The sequence below is a fragment of the Brevibacillus choshinensis genome (assembly GCF_001420695.1).
Lineage (GTDB): Bacteria > Bacillota > Bacilli > Brevibacillales > Brevibacillaceae > Brevibacillus > Brevibacillus choshinensis.
This window is the reverse complement of the sequence record NZ_LJJB01000007.1, coordinates 1,426,922-1,447,630: the sequence shown is the minus strand read 5'-3', so window position 1 is coordinate 1,447,630 and position 20,709 is coordinate 1,426,922. Positions and strand designations below refer to the sequence as shown.

At 47.2% G+C, this 20,709-nt stretch carries 16 protein-coding genes and 1 pseudogene; 3 read left to right on the top strand and 14 right to left on the bottom strand.

Features of this window, described 5'->3' with window-relative positions; genetic code table 11:
- The 4 genes from AN963_RS07000 to AN963_RS06985 form a co-directional block, all read right to left on the bottom strand.
- A partial coding sequence (locus AN963_RS07000; RefSeq protein WP_152985643.1) for a helix-turn-helix domain-containing protein occupies window positions 1–198 on the bottom strand: 198 nt, incomplete at its 3' end.
- Between the two features lie 158 nt (window positions 199–356).
- The gene (locus tag AN963_RS06995) at window positions 357–1,127 is read right to left on the bottom strand and encodes an SDR family oxidoreductase (protein WP_055743786.1); all 771 of its coding nucleotides are present in this window, start codon (window positions 1,125–1,127) and stop codon (window positions 357–359) included.
- 144 nt (window positions 1,128–1,271) lie between these two features.
- Window positions 1,272–2,648 carry a sensor histidine kinase gene (locus AN963_RS06990; RefSeq protein WP_055743785.1) on the bottom strand — a complete coding sequence of 459 codons (1,377 nt, stop codon included), beginning with the start codon at window positions 2,646–2,648 and terminating at the stop codon, window positions 1,272–1,274.
- A gap of 25 nt (window positions 2,649–2,673) precedes the next feature.
- Window positions 2,674–3,360 carry a response regulator transcription factor gene (locus tag AN963_RS06985; RefSeq protein WP_055743784.1) on the bottom strand — a complete coding sequence of 229 codons (687 nt, stop codon included), beginning with the start codon at window positions 3,358–3,360 and terminating at the stop codon, window positions 2,674–2,676.
- A gap of 878 nt (window positions 3,361–4,238) precedes the next feature.
- Here AN963_RS06985 and AN963_RS32335 point away from each other — a divergent pair.
- A pseudogene (locus AN963_RS32335) lies at window positions 4,239–4,625 on the top strand (C40 family peptidase); the annotation flags it as partial.
- A gap of 65 nt (window positions 4,626–4,690) precedes the next feature.
- Here the strand turns inward: AN963_RS32335 and AN963_RS06975 are convergent.
- From AN963_RS06975 to AN963_RS06935, 8 genes are all read right to left on the bottom strand, one after another.
- Window positions 4,691–6,748: an acyltransferase family protein gene (locus tag AN963_RS06975; RefSeq protein WP_055743783.1), complete on the bottom strand. Its 2,058-nt coding sequence runs from the start codon at window positions 6,746–6,748 to the stop codon at window positions 4,691–4,693.
- A 1,213-nt stretch (window positions 6,749–7,961) separates the two neighbouring features.
- Entirely contained in the window at window positions 7,962–9,911 is a 1,950-nt protein-coding gene (locus AN963_RS06965) for an ATP-dependent DNA helicase (RefSeq protein WP_055743781.1), read from the bottom strand.
- Window positions 9,912–10,058: 147 nt separating this feature from the next.
- Window positions 10,059–11,030: an ABC transporter ATP-binding protein gene (locus tag AN963_RS06960; protein ID WP_055743780.1), complete on the bottom strand. Its 972-nt coding sequence runs from the start codon at window positions 11,028–11,030 to the stop codon at window positions 10,059–10,061.
- Window positions 11,031–11,045: 15 nt separating this feature from the next.
- Complete coding sequence (locus AN963_RS06955) at window positions 11,046–12,032, bottom strand: ABC transporter ATP-binding protein (RefSeq protein WP_055743779.1); 987 nt, start codon at window positions 12,030–12,032, stop codon at window positions 11,046–11,048.
- A 13-nt stretch (window positions 12,033–12,045) separates the two neighbouring features.
- Window positions 12,046–12,951 carry an ABC transporter permease gene (locus AN963_RS06950; RefSeq protein WP_083496802.1) on the bottom strand — a complete coding sequence of 302 codons (906 nt, stop codon included), beginning with the start codon at window positions 12,949–12,951 and terminating at the stop codon, window positions 12,046–12,048.
- Window positions 12,952–12,966: 15 nt separating this feature from the next.
- Window positions 12,967–13,887: an ABC transporter permease gene (locus tag AN963_RS06945; protein ID WP_055743778.1), complete on the bottom strand. Its 921-nt coding sequence runs from the start codon at window positions 13,885–13,887 to the stop codon at window positions 12,967–12,969.
- 110 nt (window positions 13,888–13,997) lie between these two features.
- Entirely contained in the window at window positions 13,998–15,614 is a 1,617-nt protein-coding gene (locus AN963_RS06940) for an ABC transporter substrate-binding protein (RefSeq protein ID WP_083496801.1), read from the bottom strand.
- Between the two features lie 359 nt (window positions 15,615–15,973).
- The gene (locus tag AN963_RS06935) at window positions 15,974–16,441 is read right to left on the bottom strand and encodes a PaaI family thioesterase (protein WP_055743777.1); all 468 of its coding nucleotides are present in this window, start codon (window positions 16,439–16,441) and stop codon (window positions 15,974–15,976) included.
- A 114-nt stretch (window positions 16,442–16,555) separates the two neighbouring features.
- On the opposite strand from AN963_RS06935, the gene AN963_RS06930 reads away from it, so the two are divergent.
- Window positions 16,556–16,915, top strand: coding sequence for a Lin0512 family protein (locus AN963_RS06930; RefSeq protein ID WP_055743776.1), 360 nt, complete (start codon window positions 16,556–16,558; stop codon window positions 16,913–16,915).
- Window positions 16,916–16,944: 29 nt separating this feature from the next.
- Here AN963_RS06930 and AN963_RS06925 read toward each other — a convergent pair whose 3' ends face one another.
- A complete protein-coding gene (locus AN963_RS06925; RefSeq protein WP_055743775.1) occupies window positions 16,945–17,292 on the bottom strand; it encodes an MGMT family protein in 348 nt (115 codons plus the stop codon).
- A gap of 89 nt (window positions 17,293–17,381) precedes the next feature.
- Complete coding sequence (gene pepF, locus AN963_RS06920) at window positions 17,382–19,187, bottom strand: oligoendopeptidase F (RefSeq protein WP_055743774.1); 1,806 nt, start codon at window positions 19,185–19,187, stop codon at window positions 17,382–17,384.
- Between the two features lie 238 nt (window positions 19,188–19,425).
- Between pepF and AN963_RS06915 the strand changes: the two genes are divergently transcribed.
- Window positions 19,426–20,652, top strand: coding sequence for an aminopeptidase (locus tag AN963_RS06915; RefSeq protein WP_055743773.1), 1,227 nt, complete (start codon window positions 19,426–19,428; stop codon window positions 20,650–20,652).
- The last annotated feature ends 57 nt before the right edge of the window (window positions 20,653–20,709 follow it).

Below are 20,709 nucleotides of genomic sequence, written 5' to 3'. Positions count from 1 at the left end.
TCGACCTCTCTGATCCAATAAGCCGAATTCACCCAACTGCTTGAACTTCTTTGTCCATGTAGTGACTCGGCCTCTGTCTGGGATCCCTAGATGTTCCATTATCTTTCGATTAGACCATCCTTCCTCCATGTACAAGCGAATTGCTTCCATCTTGATTTCATGACTATAATTCGTAAACTTTTGCCCCATTTTTGCCATAACGAAAAACACCCCCTATAGGAATCATCGGTTTAAAACACTCGTGTTTTTTCCAATGTCCACTATAAGGGGTGCACTTCACCGCCACGCTCGTTGGTTTTTATTCCTTTTCCGCAATTCCTTGATCTTTTCCTGCTGGAAATGGGAAGATCATCTGCTCAAAGCGTACTTCCACCATCTACGCTTAATATTTGTCCCGTCACAAAATCACTGGCAGGTGAGCTGAGATAGACGGCTGCGCCTTTTAGCATCGTTTCATCACCGATTTTTCCGAGCGGTATTCTAGCTGCAATGGCATCTCCCCGTTTTTCGAGCAAGGCCTTCGTCATTTTGGTAGCAAAAAATCCGGGTGCGATTGCATTGACATAGATCCCGTGCCGCGCCCATTTTCGTGCCAGATCCTTGGTGAAGTGAATGACTGCTGCTTTGCTCGTACTGTACCCAATGGCATTCAAGCCCTCTGGTGGATCTGCGCGAAGCCCAGCTGAAGAAGCGATGTTGATGATTTTTCCGTAGCCTCTTTCAATCATATGTCTTCCTGCAGCCTGACTCATGAGAAACGTCCCTGTTACGTTGACATCCATCACTTTATTCCAGGCTTCCAATGGCATATCGACGACCGGTGCCCCCCAAGTTGCTCCACTATTGTTCACTAGGATGTCGATGGCACCAAACTGTTCGATCACTTCCGCCACCGTCCTGTTGATGTCTTCCTGCTTGGTCACATCACATTCCAGTGCCAAGCTCCTGACTCCCATTTCCTCTAGCTCCGTGGCGATCTGTTGGCAGTTATCCAGCTTGCGTGAACAGACGACGACATCGGCACCTGCTTCGGCCAATGCTTTTGCGATCTGCTCGCCTAGCCCTCTTCCCCCGCCCGTAACCAACGCTACCTTTCCTTTCAGGTCAAACAATTGATGGATATGCATCGTGAAACCTCCTCATGAAACAATGATTTGGGTAAAGGTTTTACATGCGATTCCAGACTTGTTGTCCATTCCTTTTTATTCTATTATCATTGGCTGAATTTTTGCACTACAAACCAGAAGAATATACTCTAGAAGAGGCATATTCTATAAATCTGTTTGGTCCTCATCGCTCTTTTTCAACAAGACTTTGACACACAAGCCTTGTTGCGAAGAAGGAATGATTGTGATGCTTCCGTCGTGGTCTTCAACAATCGCTTGTGCAATCGCTAAACCGATTCCATTTCCTCCCCTTTTTCGAGTACGCGATTTGTCTACTCGATAAAATCGTTTGAATAGATGGGGAATCTCCTTTTCTGAGATACCAATCCCTGTATCCTCTACATGAATGTGAACCCATTCTCCATCGCGGTAGGCACGGACCCTTACTTGCCCTTCATCTGTGTATTTACGTGCATTGTCCAATAATATGTCTAATAGCTGCCGAATGCGCTCTCGATCCATGAACAAGGAAAGGGATTCTTCCCACTCAAAAGACAGCTTAATTTGATCAGGAAAGATCGGGAGCCAGGCTTGTTTTACTTCGAGAAGGAGTGGCGTTAGTGGCTGCACTACTTTCACTGAACCAAGATACGAGGCGTCCTGCAATTTGGCAAGAGACAGCAGGTCATCAATTAGTTTAAAAAGTCGTTTACACTCCTGCCTTAAAGCAACAAGCGCTTCTTCTCTTACCTCAGGCTTGTTCTTCCCCCACCTCTGCAGAAGACTCACATATCCTTCGATGATAGACAGCGGGGTACGCAACTCGTGGGAGGCATCTGTCACGAACCGCTGCTGGGATACTAAAGCTTCTTCCATGCGATCCAACAACAGATTAAAAGCGTTGATTAACTCATAGATCTCGGTCTCCACATGTTGATGATGAATTCTCTGTGTTAATTGCTTCGGGAAAATGGTATGGATTTGTTGGATCAGTTGATCGAGAGGCTTCAGTCCCCACTTGCTTAACAGATAACCACCAATCCCTGATAGGAGCAGCGTAAAAAAGGAAGAGAGAAGAATGATCGTAAGCAAAATAGAAAAATACCACTCAAGCGCTTCAGTCGTTGTGGTAATTTGTACAAACAAAAGCTCGGACGAGAAAGGTAACTGAACGGGTTCTTTGGCAATCAGAGTTCTTTCATAAAAATCTTGGGGTTCTTTATTCCAATTGGCCCCTTGTATGGAAGCGAGCTGCTTACCATTTTGATCGATAAGGATAATGGATTGATTGATATCAGCGTAATTGGTCAATAAACGAGTCAAATAAGTAACCCTGAGTGATGCTTCCTCGTTTATTTCCGTTTTTAAATCGGATGCGATTGCAGTGGCTTTTTGATTTAGTAATTTCTGCTCATGTTGGTAAACCAGATTGGAAGTGCTAAAAAATATAAAAATGGACAAAAAGAGAAGCAATATCAGCATAGCGGCGCTAAATAACAACGTGAGTCTCCACTTGAGCGAGTGTCTGCGATGTTTGAGCACTGCGATCACCTAACTATCAGATTTTTTATTCTCGTAGCGTATATCCAATTCCCCGAACGGTATGAATCAGTTTGATCGATGCATCGCTTTCAATTTTATTGCGCAAATACCGAATATACACGTCCACTATGTTTGTGTTCCCCATAAAGTCAAATCCCCAAACGGAGGTTAAGATTTGTTCCCGTGAAAGGGCCTGCTCCTTGTGCTGCACCAGGTAATCAAGCAAATCAAATTCGCGTGGTGTTAACATGATTTCCTCTTCTGCGAGGAACACGCGCCGAGCGTTTGGCTGGATGCGCAAATTGCCAACCAGAATCTCTTGATTCGCTTTTGATTCCCGATGTCTCAATAATACCCTGATACGGGCAAACAGCTCTTCGATAGCAAAGGGCTTTGCGAGATAATCGTTAGCACCACTATCTAATCCCGTAACAATGTCAGGAACCTCGCCACGAGCGGTGATCATAATAATGGGCACATCCTTGACTTCCCGGAGCCGTCGGCATAACTCTATCCCCGATAATTCGGGCAGCATGACATCCAAGAGGATTAGGTCATATTCATTCGCTAGGGCTTTTTCTAGTCCCGACGGCCCATCATACTCCACATCCATAGAAAACCCTTCGTTCTCTAGCTCCAGCTGTAAGTATCTTGCCAAGTTCCTCTCATCTTCGACTAGTAACAAGTAGCCTTTGCTAGCCTGTAGCGACATGTGAATCATCTCCGTCAGAATATCTTACCAACAGTCTTCTCATGAAACTCTCATGAAATTCTACTGGGACTCTTAGTTTTCTTCTATACGATAAAAAACGTGGATGAGGTACACACACAACTAGACCACACATAAGAAGGAGGAACAACATGACAAAGCGAAACTGGAAAGGTAAAACTGGCACGGTAGTAGCCCTGCTAATGGGTACTTCTCTTCTAATGGGCGGACAAGCCTATGCGGCTTCCGAGAAAAGTTACACTTCCGCTACGCATCACAGTCAGCATAAACATTACAAAAAGCATCAGAAGAACCACGTTAAGAAGGACGTCAAACAATCAAATAACCAAGCTGATCAGAACGTGGATGAAGGTCAAGAAAACGACCAGGTTAACAATCAGGCAAGTGATATCAACCATATCGAGAATAGTCAGAATGACAAGCCTACAAACGATATCAGCAATACCGAGATTGGTCAGAATGACAATCCAACAAACAATATCAGCAATACCGAGAATAGTCAGAATGACAAGCCTACAAACGATATCAGCAATACCGAGATTGGTCAGAATGACAATCCAACAAACAATATCAGCAATACCGAGAATAGTCAGAATGACAAGCCTACAAACGATATCAGCAATACCGAGATTGGTCAGAATGACAATCCAACAAACAATATCAGCAATACCGAGAATAGTCAGAATGACAAGCCTACAAACGACAACAAAAATACACAGAATAATCAGAGCAAAAAAGATGCAGCTCCTTTGAATCTGAACACCAGCATCGCAAAAAATGCAGATCAAGCGACAGGTGCAATCGCAGAAACTTCGATTCCACAGACTACAAAGAGCCTTGCTACGACTACTTCCGGCTCCTCTTCCAAAACCGCCGATCAGGTGATCGCGGACGGACTGAAATATAAGGGCGTTCCGTATAAGTTTGGTTCTAGCAAAAACACAACGAATACATTCGATTGCTCTTCCTTTACACAACGTGTGTTTAAACAGGCTGGAGTGAATCTGCCACGAGATTCACGCCAACAGTCCAAAGTAGGCAAGCAAGTATCGAAGAATCAGCTGCAAAAGGGAGATCTTATTTTCTTCCGCAGCTATGGCAGTTCTTCTTCCCGAATTACTCACGTTGCGATCTACGCAGGAAATAATACATTGCTTCACACTTACGGCAAAGGGGGGGTCACTACCTCGAAATTCGCGGGTACTTCCTGGGAGAAACGATTTGAGATTGCAAGACGCGTCATTTAATGATCATGACATATACATGCAAAAAGGACAGCTGCGACGGCTGTCCTTTTGCGTATTTCGCTTCCTCACTCTTTCTTTTCGTCCGATACTTTTGCAATGGCTTTCGCCAGGAAGTCCGCGTAATACTCAGAGCCCTCTGGATTGAGATGAACTCCGTCTTTATAAAAGAATGAATCCTTGCCAGCGCTTGCCGCATACCAGTCCAGTAAAATGGTTTGCGGGTAAGTGGCAGCCACCTGTGCCAACGTCGTATTGACGACACTTTCCCAAGGCTTCGGAACTCTCGTATTCACCAGAATAATGTGATCAGCACTGTCCAGGGATTTCAACAGTTTCAGCAATTGCTTTTCACTGAAGGATCCGTTTGTTCCCAGCTCGATGACGACAATTTTACCGAGATGGCCTTTTGCCTTGAGGTTGGCAATGACATCTGGCGCTTGGGACATTTGTCTCCCGATCTTGGCATCGATCATGATCCCGGGCAACAGCTTCTCCAGATAGGGAGCTACATCCAGCATGACGGAGTCCCCTAGGGCTGTAATTCCTTTTCCGGATTGCACGGGCTGATCCTGCTTATCATTTGCAGCATCCTGTTGCCCTGCCTGATCTTTCGCAGTCGTCTCAGATGGATTCGTATTATCGTTTTCAGGTTCTGTAGACGTAGTCGGTACAGTCGCTGGAGTCGTCTCTTTTGGAGGAGCCGGTTTTTTTCCTGGTTTTGTTTGACTGGCCGAGTCCGTCTTTTTCGTCGCTTCGCTCGGCTTTGTTGTCGGTTTTCCTTGTTCACTCACCGAGCCAGCTGGGAGTGTCGCTCCTACCTGTTTCGGTAGTACAACGGTATGTGGAGCAACCGGTTTAGGGACCTCTGTTTTCTTTTCTTCTACGGATGTTTGGCTAGCTGTCGCGTCCGAAGTCAACGAAGCTACCCCATAGTAAGTAACGCAGAGAACAAGTGCGCATGTGGAAGCAACTAGACGCGTATACCGTTTTTTCTGTCCGTTTCGTTGCAGACGAAGGCTGGACCAGATCCGCCCCAACGCTCCATGTCTGATCGGTTCCTCGATGTATTTCCACGAGAGTGCTGCGAGTACGATGCAAGCTGTCACTTGAAGAATGGCACGCGGAATCGAAAATGCATCGGCTTGTTCCGCACCCACAGGATTTGTTAACACAATAACCGGATAATGCCAGAGATATATCCCGTACGATCTGACACCTAGCCATTTCAGTGGCTTGCAGCCCATCCATCTGGCAAATCTGCTCGCCGGGTGAGCCAAGGTCGCTACGACCACTGCACTCACAACGGACAACAAGACCAGACCACCACGATATAAAAAGTCATCGTACTGATTCGTTTTCCATATCGCAAAAAGCAAGATAGAGAGACCTGCTACTCCAGCCAGATCAAGCGAGAGTCGGGCTGAACGAGAGATGTTGGCAGACAGTTTACGACTCGGCCAGACCATCGCAAGTGCCGCACCGATCAACAAGGCAAATACACGTGTATCGGTTCCATAGTAAACTCGGCTGGGATCTAGACCTGGCTCATACATCCACGCCATAGAAATTGCAGACAGAGCAGCCGCCGCTAATGTCATGCATACGAGAGGGCCACGTCGTTTTACGAAACGAAGACCGATAGCGAGTAAAAGTGGCCAGAACAAGTAAAACTGTTCTTCTACAGCCAACGACCATAAGTGACCGAATGGCGAGGCAGGGCCAAACTTCTCGAAATAGGAGACATCCTGAAAAATGAGCCACCAGTTACTGACGTACAGGATCGCTGCCGGTACGTCACCTTTCATGCTAGGGAGATGAGCTGGCTTGAAAAGCATGACCCAAGCCACAACGAGCACGAGAAGAATCAGGAGAGCTGGTAACAGTCGTCTTGCACGACGTAACCAAAAATCTTTCATATCGAGGCGTTCATGTTTGCTCCATTGGGCGATGAGCAAATCCGTAATCAGGTAACCCGAGAGGACGAAAAAGATGCCGACACCCAACAATCCTCCGGGTGCCCAGTTGTAATTCAGGTGGTACAAAATGACAGCAAGTACAGCCAAGGCTCTTAGCCCGTCGATTCCAGCCATGTATCGGCTGGTGCCTTTTAATGGTTCAGGCATGTTGACGGCCTCCCTTGCTTGCTGATTGGAATGACGATTTTCCGTCTACTCGACCGTTTGTTTGCTTTACAAACAAACGATCTTTTGGAAGAGTCTTTTTCTCGTTCGTACTCGACATGCAGCTCATCTGCATTCTCCCCTTTTTGGTTCCATTCTGTTTGTTGACTAAAGTTGACGGGGTCAGCCATTTCACATCGGGAAATAAGTGCTGTATGAATGCAAAACCCCCTGTTTTTCTAAGTGACTAATGGAAAACGGGGGTTGGTATCCTATTCATGGTTCCAATCATATTTGCCCGTATTCAGGATGTGTGTAGCGACTCACTGTGGTGAGAAGTCCTCTCCTCTTATTTATGTATGCTTCATCGCCTCTTTCCTGTATCCATTACAGGAAATTACCTTCCATTCGCTATTAGCCAGCTGTAGTGCAAGCCGGCTATTTCCTTATGTATGCTCCTAGCAGAGGTAACCTCGTGTACTTCGATTATAAGACGGTCCGGACGGGGAACGCGTTACAAAATGTTAACAATGTTCAGGAGGAAATATTCCCGGAAATTCAATCAAACAAAAAGAAGCTGCTGGCGTCATAACCTGCCAACAGCTTCCATATGTAAGCGTTGCTCCGTCCCGGAAATGATCAAACAATCTATGATCATTTTCCACCATTAAATGTGATGTGTAAACAAGTAATTCAAGAAAAGTCCGCCGCTAATCACTGCAATGACCATGTAAATAATTCCACTTCGAATTCGTTGCGAAAGCAGTCGCATAAAACCTAGACAGAAAAACACACCCGTCACCAAAAAATACGCAATCCCGACCCAAAACAAACTCCAAGGCAAACTCGCCAAATCTACATTACCCAACTTTTACACCTACCCCATTCCATTCTACTTTCCATTTTTTCATCGTTGATATTCCATTATAACAGGGAAGCACCCTATCATTTGATATTTCAATCACACCGTAACAGAAGTGTCATACATCGCCATCTTCATGCTTTCTCCACAATGTTTTGTTACCTTCGACTCACCCACAGAAAAGGAGTAAACTCTAGGGCAAGGCACGGTTTTCGAAGTAAAATACGAAGGCTTTCAACCAGATTTCGTACCCGATCCTACAGTTCGGAACATGCCAGAGAATCTCATCGAAATCGAAATCGAACAGGAAAAGGCAGGAACGCATCAGTTCCTGCCTCTTTTCTATCCTCAGTTCTACAAGGACTCCTTCCACTCCACACCGGAAGGGAAGACATCCTGCACGTGTTTTCTTAGTTTTTCGTTCTGATAAAGCTCTGCATGGAAGACTGCAACGATCCCGCTATCCTCTCTCGAACGAATTAATCGGCCGATCCCTTGGCGCAACCGCAGTAGCATGTAAGGGAGATCCACCTCATCATACGGCGATGCGGCCCCTTTTCTTTTCGCAGCAAATACAGGGTCATTCGGCGGGAACGGTAAAGACCAGATCACCACGTTTGACAAGGACGCGCCAGGTACATCTAGCCCCTCCCACAAAGACACTGCGCAAAGGCAGCTATATACATCCTCTTGAAAACAGGAAATGAGATGAGTGATTTCCTGATCGCCCTCGTAGTAAAAGCGCATATCATTGCATTCCTGGTACTGGGAAATAGCATGCTTGAACTGTTTCATCTCCTCCATAGACGAGAACAACAGTAACGCTCTGCCTTCCGTACGTTTCAAGAGCTGGACAGCCGCAGCAATTTTCTCGGTAAAGGCATCCTCCGAAGTGAACCTCGGAACGACCACTTCCATTTGCTCGGGGTAATCGTAGGGAGAAGGTACGGAAAAGGACAAATACTGGCTAATACCCAGACTATCTGCCACAAACTGGAACGAACTATCTACGGACAATGTTGCCGAGGAAAAGATGATCGGCATCTGTTCGGAGAAGACGCGTTCCTTCAACACTTCCTGCACCATTTTCGGCATCACGATCAACGTAGGGCCTGTCCCTTCTTCCGTCATCCACGAAATGACATGGTCCGGTTGTCGGAACAAGCTCAGTGCCAACTGCATCATTTCCAAATGTTCTTCGACGATGCGCAATTGAAACTCATCGAGCGTGTAGAGACCGCTTTCCAATGCCAGCTCTTCTTCAATCCAACTAATGAGCTCAGTAAATTTCTTGATCGACTGCAGCAGTTGGGCGTCAAACTGAATTTCCTTCCGTTTTGAGCCAACGACTGCATGACTATGCTTGTCGAGCTGATAGAACATCTCTTCACTCTGGGTAATCGCATCTTCTACCGCCACGGCAAGAGATTCACGGATTTCCCCTTTGAGCAGACGTGTAATGATTTCTTCAAAGACGCTATGGTTCAGCTTGTACGTCAACGCTTTTTGCGCAGCAGGTTCCAGCAGGTGACCTTCATCAAAGATCACCGAGCTATGGCTAGGCAGCAGTGGCAGTTGACCACCACGTTTTCTGGCCTCATACGTCCATACGTGCTCCATGTAAAAGTCGTGGGAGCAAATAATCAGGTCCGCTGACTTGCGATAATGGTTTCTGGACAGTGTCTGTCCGCAGCGATGCTGCTTCTCACAGGCAAAGCAATCCTGAAACGAATCCCAATTGATCATTCCCCACTTCTCATCATCGAGATCGGGATAATCACTGCGATCTCCGTACGGATAAAACGATTGCAACGCTTCATACGCATTGACAAACGGAGGCAGCTCTTGATAGATCCACTGGAAGCTTTCGCCGTGCTCTGGTTGATATCTCGCTTCGTCCAGCTTGCGCAAGCACAAGTATTGATCGGGGGATTTCCCCAGTCTCGCATCTATGGTCAATTCGAGATGCTTTGCCAGCTTGGCGATATCACCCTGAGGTTTGACCAGCTGTTCGATCAACGATTCATTTGCACAGGCGATGATCGCCGGTTTTCTCGTATAGCGAGCGTAACAGATGGCATAGAGCAAATAAGCCAGCGTCTTACCCGTCCCTACTCCTGCCTCCGCAAAGATCGTCTGCTTTTCTGCAAAAGCACGTTCAAGCTGAAAAGCCATGTAAATCTGTTCGTCTCGAACTTCAAAGCCTGCATCCGGCAATATTTCATAAAAAACATCAGCAACCCAATCGCTGACCTGTGAGATAAACGAATGGGTTGGATCGTATGCAAAAGGATACCGTTCCACTTCTGTCTTGCCTCCATTAATGAAAAAGTCCATCGAGCGTAATTGTACCAAAATGTAATCATGACACGACTTGACCATAAAAACAATAAGCTTGGCACAAAAAGATCAGATCGGAGGCAAAAGCTGATAGCTTCGAAATTTCATCCTTTATTCCAATGGAAAATGACAGGCGACAGAACGATCATCGATCTGCTGGATTTGTGGTTCCTGACTCTTGCAAATGTCCTGCACATACGGACATCTCGTATGAAAACGGCAGCCGGATGGCGGACGCAAGGGACTCGGGATATCTCCCTCCAAAATGAGCTTCTCCTGATTACGGGCATGCGGGTCAGGAACGGGTGCTGCAGCGATCAAAAACTTCGTGTATGGATGCAAGGGACGACGGTACACTTCCTCCGTTGGCCCCAGTTCCATCATCTTCCCGAGGAACATCACGCCAATACGATCTGAAAAATAACGGACGACACTCAAGTCATGGGAGATAAACAGGTACGTCAGATTGTTTTGCTCTTGAAGCTTTTGCAGTAAATTAATAATCTGCGATTGGATGGATACATCCAGTGCCGAAACGGGCTCATCACACACAATGAACTTGGGATGCAGGGCAAGGGCACGAGCAATTCCTATGCGCTGCCTCTGTCCTCCGCTGAACATATGAGGATAACGGGAGCTGTATGCTTTTCTCAGCCCGACCAGTTCCATCAGCTCTGCGACGCGGTCTTCCCTCTCTTTTCGTCCAATCGTCTCATGGGTAACCAGTGGCTCCGCAATGATATCCGACACTTTCATGCGAGGGTTCAGGGAAGCAAAAGGGTCCTGGAAAATGATTTGCATTTGTTTTCTCAGCTGGCGTAGCTCGGATTGGGACATGGCGAAAATGTCCTGACCTTCAAAGTGTGCCGATCCTTCTGTCGCGTCGAGCAGCCGAATCAATGTTCTTCCCAACGTACTTTTCCCACATCCTGATTCCCCTACGATTGCCAATGTCTCTTTTTCATAGATATCAAAGCTGACATTATCCACCGCATGTACCGTACCTGTTTTTTTCCCAAAGAGTCCCTTCTCCACCGGGAAGTATTTCTTTATATTCCTCACTTGCATAAGTGGTTGATCCATACCTTCACCTCCCCCCTACTTGTTGTATTTGATACATCTAACCAGATGATCGTTGCCCAGGTCCACCAGTTCTGGCTCTCCTTCGCGGCATGCGTCTACGGCGTACTCGCAGCGCGGATGGAAACGGCAGCCACGTGGCAATTGCAGCATGTTGGGCACCATTCCTTCAATGCTATACAGTCCCTTCGACTTGTTTTGCTGAACGTCCCTTCTCGGGATGGACTTTAACAAGCCTTCTGTGTACGGGTGCTTGGGATTGTCAAACAGTTCAAAGACATCCGCTTGTTCCATGATTTTGCCTGCATACATGACATACACGTAATCGCACATCTCGGCTACAATCCCCAGATTATGCGTAATCATGATAATGGACGTATCGATCTCAGCTTGAAGGTTTTTCATCAGCTTCAAGATTTGGGCTTCAATCGTCACATCGAGTGCGGTCGTAGGCTCATCGGCAATCAGCAGCTTGGAACGGCAGATGAGAGCCATGGCGATCATTACCCTTTGCCGCAAGCCTCCAGACAATTGGTGCGGGAAGACGTTGTATCTTTTCTCAGGCTCGGGTATCCCGACCATTGCAAACATCTCGATCACTTTTTGCTTTGCTTCCGCTTTGGACATCTTTTCGTTGTGCAGGAGTAATGTTTCCGCGACTTGCTTTCCTACGGTATATACGGGATTGAGGGAAGTCATCGGCTCCTGGAAAATCATCGAGATTTCATTCCCGCGGATCGAGCGCATTTCTTGTTTGGAGATTCCTACTAAATTTCTTTGATCAAAATGGATCTCCCCACCCGCTATCTTTCCGGGAGGTGCGATTAATTGCATGATCGACAAGGACGTCATGCTCTTTCCACACCCTGACTCTCCTACGATACCGACGATCTGTCCTTTTTTTACCTTCAGGCTGACATCATCAACCGCCGGCACGACTCCTTTATCTGTGTAGAAATAGGTCTTCAGATTGTTGATTTCCAATATGGTATTTGCCTCACTCATGCCGCTCTCCCCCTTATTGCTTCAAGTATGGATCCAGTGCATCGCGCAGACCGTCTCCCAAGAAATTGAACGCCAAGACGATCACTAAAATGGCGATCCCTGGTGCAATCGCTACCCAAGGGGCGTTAAATAAAAACTCTTTTCCATTTGATACCATGAGTCCCCAGCTGGATGCAGGTGGCTGTGCCCCTACTCCCAAAAAGCTAAGGCTCGCTTCAGACAGGATGGAGCCTGGGATTTCCAACGTAAACAGGACGAGAAGCTGAGGAATACAGTTCGGTAAAATATGTCGCAGCATGATGATACGCGGCTTGACCCCCACTGCTCTCGCTGCTTCCACAAACTCTTTGTTTTTCAAGGATAAAGTCTGGGCACGTACGACCCTGGCTGTCCCTGCCCAGCCAACGATGCTGAGTGCGATAAAGATGTTAAGCAGACTTGCCCCGAGCGTATACATGACGACCATAGCCAGCAGCAGAGATGGAAAGGAGAGCACCATGTCGGAGATCGTCATGATGATAAAATCCGTTCTCCGTCCAAAATAGCCTGCGACGATTCCCAACACGATCCCGATCGACATTGTGATCAGACTGGGGACGATCCCGATTAACAAAGAGATTTGTGATCCGTAAATAATTCGCGAAAACACGTCCCTACCGAACATATCCGTACCCAGCCAGTACTGCAGGCTCGGCTTTTGAAATTGGTTGTCCAGGTTGACTTCATACGGATCGTGCGGAGCGATGAGGGGAGCAAGGATCGCCATCAGGATAAACAACACGATGACAATACCACCTGTAATCGCCATTCGATCCTTTCGCAGAGAACGAAAGACGTCTTGCCAAAAGGTCTCTTTGACCAGCTCGTCACTGGCTTCGATCACTTCTTTTTTGAGCATGAGATTTCTCGCTAGATTCATTGATCAGGACCTCCTTTAGTCATATTTGATCCTCGGATCGATCAGGGAATAGAGAATGTCTGCGATCAGATTCCCCATGATGACCAAGACGGTCGTGAACATGACAGCTCCCTGGAGTAGCGGCATATCTCTGCTCTGAATGGCGTTTACCGCGATCCTCCCGATACCCGGAATCCCAAAGACGCTCTCCGTGATGACCGCTCCTGACAAAAGTCCGGCAACCTGCAGGGCCATGACGGTGACGACAGGCAACATCGAGTTTTTCAAGGCATGATTGATAATCACCTTGAGCTCAAAGTTCCCCTTTGCCCTCGCTGTCCGTATATAATCGTTTCGCATGACCTCCAGCAAGCTCGATCTCGTAAGCCGCGCAATCGTACCGGCTGAGCTCCAACCAAGCACAATCGCTGGCATGATCAAATATTCGGGTCCACTAAAGCCGGAAACCGGCAAGATTCCCAAGACCATCGAAAAAATGTATTGAAAGAGAAGTCCCGCCCAGAATACCGGGATGGATACCCCAAACAGAGAGAATCCCATGATGGCGTTGTCCAGAAAGGAACGCTTTTTGACTGCAGATAGCACACCGGCCGGGATTCCAATGATCCACGACACGAGCGCTCCAGACATAGCCAGCACTAATGTATTGGGGAAAGCGTCCATCAACAAAGTTGTAACCGATCGGTTTAATTTGTAAGAAGTTCCGAAGTCACCATGAAGCGCATCCCAGATAAAGCGGAAAAATCGAACATAAGCTGGATCGTCCAGATGCATTTGTGCACGTACCCGCTCGACCACATCGGTACTTATATGTTCTTTCATCATCAATGCAATGGGATCTCCGGGAATCACATTCAACAAGATAAACGTAATTAATGAGATTCCGAATATAACTGGTATGGATATGAGCAATCGTTTCGCAATGTACGCTCCCATCAGGCCCCTCCTTTTCCTAACTGTCTCCTATGTAAAAATAACTACCAAGCAGCAGTAGTTATTTTTACAGGAAACATGTTCATTTCAATATGCAACCCAATAGCTTTCGCCTATTTTTGTTCCACAATGTCAATGTCGTAGAAGCTCATGGCGGACCATCCATTCCAAGACACCTGGAAGTTTTTCACACGTGGCTGTACGACAAACAGGTGATTCAGAGCAAACAGTGGGAGCCATGCTGCATCATCCTGAACGATTTTCTTTTCCAGCTCCTGATAAAGCTTGAGTCGTTCTCCTTGATCGACCATGGTTCTCGCCTTCTCCAAATCGTCCTGGACGGCCTTGTTCGTGTAGTTGAAGGAACGTGCCTTGGCATTTTTGGTAGAGAAGAACGTGTAGAAGAAGTTATCAGGATCGTTGTAGTCCGCTGACCAGTTGTTATGAGCGGAAGGAAGCTTGCCTTCTTTTCTTGTCGCAAAATACGTAGACTCATCCATTTGGTTGATTTTGACCTTGACCCCTACTTTGGACAGCATCGCTTGTACTGCTTCGTTCATTTTCAGTGTGTTGGGGCTATCCGTCACCTGAGCAATATCCATGTCAAACCCGTTCGGATATCCTGCTTCGGCCAGCAGTGCTTTCGCCTTTTCCGGATTGTACTCAAGCGCTGGCAAATCAGGATTGTAGCCCAATAGCCCTGGTGGCGAAATCCCATGTACGAGTTTACCTTCACCGTAATACAGTTTGTCTAGAAGCGTTTGGCGGTCAATGGCCATTTGCAGAGCTTTCCGCACTCTCACATCGCCCAACGCTTCCATACCCTCATTGAAGGCATAATAATACACGCCTACGATTGGTCCACTGACCACTTGATTTTTCCACTTATCGTTGCCTTTGAACTGTGGAATTTGCGAAGCGGAATCTTCGAGATCAAGAATATCCAGCTTACCGGTTTCAAACATCATGCGGTTCGTCTCGGCATCTGGCACAATTTTCATAATGATTCCATCGAATTTCGGTGCACCGCGCCAATAATCAGCAAACGATGCCATCTCCACACTGTCATTCAACGACCACTTGGATAGCTTGAATGGACCAGTACCAACTGTTTTTGCCGGATCGAGTCCAAACTGATCTCCTGCTTCTGTCGTCGCTTTCCGATTGTAAATAGAACCTGGAGGAGTCGCGAGGTTGGCTACGAAAGGGGCAAATGCCTCTGACAATGTAATTTCAATCGTATTGTCATCGACAACCTTCATCCCGCTTACGCTATCCGCCTTTCCATCCATCCGCTCCTGTGCACCTGCGATCATGTCCAGAAAGTCCGTGTTCAGTGCCTTTGTTTTCGGGTCCAGCATGCGATCAAACGTAAACAACACATCGTCCGCCTTGAATACTTCCCCATTGTGGAATTTCACATTTTTTCTGAGGTGAAATGTGTATTTCAATCCATCTGGGGAGACATCCCAGCTCTCAGCAAGCCCGGGAACCAACTCTGACTTCCCTGGTGCTACTGTTTTCGCTTCGACGAGTCGATCGTAAATATTCAGCGGAATCGTGTAATCGTCAGTAGTCAATTGAACATCGGCGGTGCCAGGGTCCTTCTGTTGAGAGATCGTTAGCATCCGTCCAGAACTAGCACCTTTTCCACAACCACTTAACACACCGGATGACAGAATAATCAGAATAAAAATAAATAAAAACAGCGCGCGTGAAGATCTTTTCATACCATTTCTCCTTTCGATCTGCAAGATCTGTCGCCTCTAGCCCATACTTACTTGTCCTTTCCTTGTTCGTGGATATTTTGAGTGAATTCACCTCCCATAAAATTGAATATTTATAAAAATGTTACCCTGCTAAACGATGGAGAGTCATTGCACATTTTGTACAAACATTCTGCAAATTTTGACTATTATTTTATTCAGTCTGTCTATTTTTCAATTGCTTTCATTGCTATCGATTACATATATTCCTATTTTTGTGTTAAAAGGGATATGCAAGTTCGTTTTCCCTCGCACATCCCTTATCTGCTAGTTCGTACTGATGAGCTTCTTTTTGTTGATATCAGTTTTCTCTGCAATCTTTCTCAGCCCTGCGGAATACCTGATCGGCCTTGCAGCATGATGACCGTCGCTGTCATCGTCGCAATGAGCTTGTTGTCCTCGCCTGGCGCATAGACTTCCCCATTGCAAACGGTGATCGTCCTTCCTGGCTTGATCACCTCACCTCTCGCAATGAATCCATCGCCTTTGGCGGGGGCCAACAGATTCACCTTGAATTCTATCGACAAGACGGAGGCATCAGCAGGCATCAGGCTATAGGCTGCAAATCCACAGGCATTATCTACGATTGTGGTCACGATACCTGCATGAACAAAACCATGCTGTTGGGTCAAATCCTCACGATATGGCAAGTAAATCTCTACTTCACCGGGAGCTACTTTCGCAAGCGTTGCTCCGATTAACTTCATGGCACCTTGCCGTTCAAAGCTCTCGCGGACTCGCTCGGCATATTCGGGATCGTGTGGCGTTAAGATGGGCTTAGTAGCTTTCATCGTTTTCTTCCTTTCTGACGGTTTCCTCGTTTGGATTCGTGAAAATAGCTGCGTGTTGCTAGAATCGTGGTAAGATAACAAGGTAACAAAGGCGTACATAGGAGTGAATCGACAATGGAAAAAGTCATGTTTATCGAAATCGGGATGGGAATCGACTTGCACGGACAAAATGTCACGAAAGCAGCCGTCCGCGCTGTTCAAAATGCGATTCACCACAACTCGATGCCGGGCTTGCGCATGGTGCTCCCGGAAAATAATATCCACAACATGAAAGTCAACGTCCGTCTGGCTATTCCAGCTGATCAGGACAAGCTGGACCTCGAAACCGTGCGCGCAGAGTTGCCTTACGGTGAAGTTACTTTTGAAGTGGTCGAGGGTGGCATGCTCACCAGTAGCGGCGTCGTCATCGCTGAAAAAGATGATAGAAACGACCTGGCGTATGTAGTCATTGCCTCGGTAGAAGTTGGATACTAAGAGCAAGGGCTTGCATTTGCAGGCCTTTTTTAATCCATCTCCCAATCCTCGAATCTCAACTCTGGCAGTCGAGCTGGAGCGTATTGAAATCTCACCAAGTCAATGGCTCCCTCTTCACTAACCTGCACGCCTTCTGCCTCGAGGTGCATTTTTTGCAAGGTAAAGGAGACATCATCCTGCAGACCAATTTTGCCCTTTCCATTGATCACACGATGCCATGGCAATTTGTACTTTTTGCTCATGGAATGGAGAATCCGTACAATCTGTCTCGCTCCCCGAGGACTCCCCGCCAATGCGGCGATCTGTCCATAGGTCATGACCCTCCCCTCTGGAATATAACTGATAATCGCCAAAGCTCGCTGGGTGAATGCTCTCATCCTCTTCACCTCTCCTTAGTCGAAAGAAACAGGCTTGTGCGGCTTTCGCCAAACACAAGCCCATTCACGCTATTTCTCACAGCTCCTATTTATGCTTCAAACAGATGCTCCAATTCGGTTACCAGGTTGCCCACGTAAGCGACTGCATCGCGAATTGGCTGAGGATCGGACATGTCCAGTCCTGCCAGCTTCATCAGCTCCAGCGGCTTGAGTGTTCCTCCTGCTTTCAAAACGTCCAACCAACGGTCAACAGCCGCTTGTCCTTCTTCACGGATCTTTGCCGCCATTGCGGTCGATGCCGTCAAACCAGCTGCGTACGTGTATGGATAGAGCCCCATGTAGTAATGTGGTTGACGCATCCATGTCAGGCTCGCTGCTTCGTCCAATTCTACCGCATCTCCCCAGAAGTTCGCGAGGACATCGCCTTTCCACTCCGCCATCTTTTTCGCTGTGATCGGCACATCTGATTGGGCAGCCTCGTATACTTTGCGTTGCAGCTGGGCTTCTAGCTGATGGGTAACAAAATTGTGATAGTAGGTGTTCAAAAGCTGTAGGATGACCCAACGCTTCAACCGCGGATCATCGGACTGCTCCACAATATGTTGCGCCAATAGCAGCTCGTTCAACGTGGATGGAGCTTCGATGCAATACATGGATGGACGGAAATTGGCATAAGCCTGATTACGCCCTGCCAGCATGAAGTGCCCGGCATGTCCAAGCTCATGTGCCAGTGTAAACGCACTCCGCATATTCCCTGACCACGTAATCAAGATGTAGGAATGGTTGCTGTAAGGCGTGGAGCAAAATGCACCTGTTGATTTCCCCACGTTATCCACGTAGTCAATCCATCGGTTGTCTAGTGCCGTTTCCATGATTTCTGCGTATTCAGGGCCCATTACCGCTAGCGCTGCCTTAATCGTCTTTCCTGCTTCCTCGATCGTGATAGGCGGGCTAAATTCCGGGTCAAGCGGCGCCTTCAAATCGCAGAACTTCAGCTTTTCTAGCCCAAGCTCTTTGGCCTTTAGCTTAGCATAACGCCGCATGTGCGGTGCGAGCTCTGTGCCTATAATATCGAGGATGTTGTGGTACATTTCCAGTGATACTTGTTGTGGCTGCAGCAACATTTGCGTCACAGATTCGTACCCACGCAGGCGGGACAGCACCGTTTGCTTTTTTACCTCTGTCGCGTATACGGCAGCAAAGGAATTTTGGTAGGTAGCGAGCGTCTTGGAAAAAGATTGGTAGGATGCACGACGAAGCTCAGTATCCTCAGACATTTCATAATCCGTCTCAAAGAGGGCGAATGAAACAGGATGTTCTACGCCATTAGAATCTTGCACCGGCGAAAACGACATGTCCGAAAGCTTGCCCCGTTGATAAATGGTATAAGGAGCGGAAAAGACCTCACCCAATGAAGCCAGAGCTGCTTCGGTATCGGCACTGAGACGATGTGGCTTTGTTTCCAACAGATCTTCCAGATTTTTGCGGAACCGCTCCAGACCTGGCTCTTCTTGCAAATACTGTTCGATAGAACCATCTGGCAATTCCAATATTTCCGATGGAATGAATGAAAGTGCCGCATTCAGTGCAGAGATCGCATCTCCGACCCGTGCAGAATTTGCCTGATTTTGCGGATTGGTCCCGTCTTCTGAGGAGCGCAAACTGGCATAACTCGCCAAGAGACTCGCTTTTACGACGATCGCTTCCTTTGCTTCCAAGCATGCAAGTAAATTTTCCGCACCAGTATGTAACGACCCTTTAAACTCGGTAAGCAGTGGAAGGTGATGTAGAATTTCTCGCAATTCATTTTCCCATGCTTCTTGATTAGGAAATAAGTCATCCAGATTCCAGGTTTGTTCCACTGCTACGTGTTCACGTGTCTGTCTCACTTTCACCGCTCACGCCTCCCTCAATTTTCAATAAAATGTTTTCTACTTATTAAAGTTGGATTCTCTAGCGAATATTCCTCTAATTTTAAAAAATTAAAACTCCCCCTTTACGTGAGGCTCGAATGCAGAGAGATTCTGTCTGTTTCTGCGCTTTCCTAGGAAATTCATTTGAAAAATAATAGCAAAGAAATCCAGTTGGGCAGATATAATAAAGAGAAGAACTACGTCATAGGAGGTTTTCCCAATGGATTTTACATCCTTGATTGATCGATATGCAGAACTAGCTGTAAAAGTCGGCGTTAACGTGCAACCGATGCAGACTTTAGTCGTGACTGCTCCCATCTCCGCAGCCTCATTTGTTCGCCAGGTGGCAAGAAAAGCTTACGAAGCGGGTGCCAAAAACGTACAGATCGAATGGACCGACGATGAATTGACTCGGATGAAGTACGATTTGGCTCCAGATGCAGCATTTTCCGAATACCCGATGTGGCGAGCAAAAGGTCTGGAGGAGCTCGCAGAAAACGGCGCCGCTTTTCTCTACATCAACGCATCCAACCCCGATCTGTTAAAAGGTGTAGACCCCGAGCGGATCTCCACTGCGAATCGTACAGCTGGACAAGCATTGAACACATTTCGTAGCTACTCTATGGCAGACAAAGTTAGCTGGAGCGTAATTGCCGTTCCTTCCCCTGCATGGGCTGCAGTTGTGTTTCCCGATTTACCAGAAGAAGAGCGAGTCAGCGCTTTGTGGGATGCCATTTTCCGGGCTACTCGCACAGATCAGAGTGATCCCGTACAAGCTTGGCATGATCATCATGCTGCCCTCAATGAAAAGGTCGAAGCCCTCAATGCAAAGCAATATCGCTACTTGCATTACAGCGCGCCAGGTACGGAACTGACCATCGAGCTGCCTACCCGTCACGTCTGGATCGGTGGTGGTAGTGTAAATAAAGACGGCACCTCTTTTATGGCAAATATGCCTACAGAGGAAGTATTTACAGCCCCCCTGAAGCAAGGAGCAAACGGGACTGTCCGCAGTACCAAGCCGTTGAGCTACCAAGGTAATTTGATCGAAAATTTCTCGCTGACCTTTGAAAGCGGTCGGATCGTCTCAGCTACGGCGGAAAAAGGGGAAGCAGCACTGACCAAGCTGCTCGAAACAGACGAAGGCTCTCATTACTTGGGTGAAGTCGCGTTAGTCCCACATATCTCCCCCATATCTGAATCGAACATTATCTTTTATAACACCTTGTTCGATGAAAATGCCTCTAACCATTTGGCGATCGGAAACCCTTACCCGGTCAACATCGAGAATGGTGCGGACATGACCAAAGAAGAGCTGGAGGCATACGGTCTCAATAGCAGTATCTCGCATGTCGATTTCATGATTGGTACGGCCGAGATGAATATCGACGGGGAAACAACAGATGGCAAGCGGGAGCCTATTTTCCGGAATGGGAACTGGGCGTAGATAGGACACGTGAAGATCGTAAAAAGACACCCTTTTCAAATTGAATAGGGTGTCTTT

What these genes read in the sequence shown, in the direction of transcription:
- AN963_RS06955 (WP_055743779.1), bottom strand. Translation starts at nt 12,032, where the DNA reads ATGAGTGAGGCAAATACCATATTGGAAATCAACAATCTGAAGACCTAT.
- AN963_RS06940 (WP_083496801.1), bottom strand. Translation starts at nt 15,614, where the DNA reads ATGAAAAGATCTTCACGCGCGCTGTTTTTATTTATTTTTATTCTGATT.
- AN963_RS06925 (WP_055743775.1), bottom strand. Translation starts at nt 17,292, where the DNA reads ATGAGAGCATTCACCCAGCGAGCTTTGGCGATTATCAGTTATATTCCA.
- AN963_RS06975 (WP_055743783.1), bottom strand. Translation starts at nt 6,748, where the DNA reads ATGCCTGAACCATTAAAAGGCACCAGCCGATACATGGCTGGAATCGAC.
- AN963_RS06995 (WP_055743786.1), bottom strand. Translation starts at nt 1,127, where the DNA reads ATGCATATCCATCAATTGTTTGACCTGAAAGGAAAGGTAGCGTTGGTT.
- AN963_RS06935 (WP_055743777.1), bottom strand. Translation starts at nt 16,441, where the DNA reads ATGAAAGCTACTAAGCCCATCTTAACGCCACACGATCCCGAATATGCC.
- AN963_RS06915 (WP_055743773.1), top strand. Translation starts at nt 19,426, where the DNA reads ATGGATTTTACATCCTTGATTGATCGATATGCAGAACTAGCTGTAAAA.
- AN963_RS06945 (WP_055743778.1), bottom strand. Translation starts at nt 13,887, where the DNA reads ATGGGAGCGTACATTGCGAAACGATTGCTCATATCCATACCAGTTATA.
- AN963_RS06960 (WP_055743780.1), bottom strand. Translation starts at nt 11,030, where the DNA reads ATGGATCAACCACTTATGCAAGTGAGGAATATAAAGAAATACTTCCCG.
- AN963_RS06930 (WP_055743776.1), top strand. Translation starts at nt 16,556, where the DNA reads ATGGAAAAAGTCATGTTTATCGAAATCGGGATGGGAATCGACTTGCAC.
- AN963_RS06950 (WP_083496802.1), bottom strand. Translation starts at nt 12,951, where the DNA reads ATGAATCTAGCGAGAAATCTCATGCTCAAAAAAGAAGTGATCGAAGCC.
- AN963_RS06985 (WP_055743784.1), bottom strand. Translation starts at nt 3,360, where the DNA reads ATGTCGCTACAGGCTAGCAAAGGCTACTTGTTACTAGTCGAAGATGAG.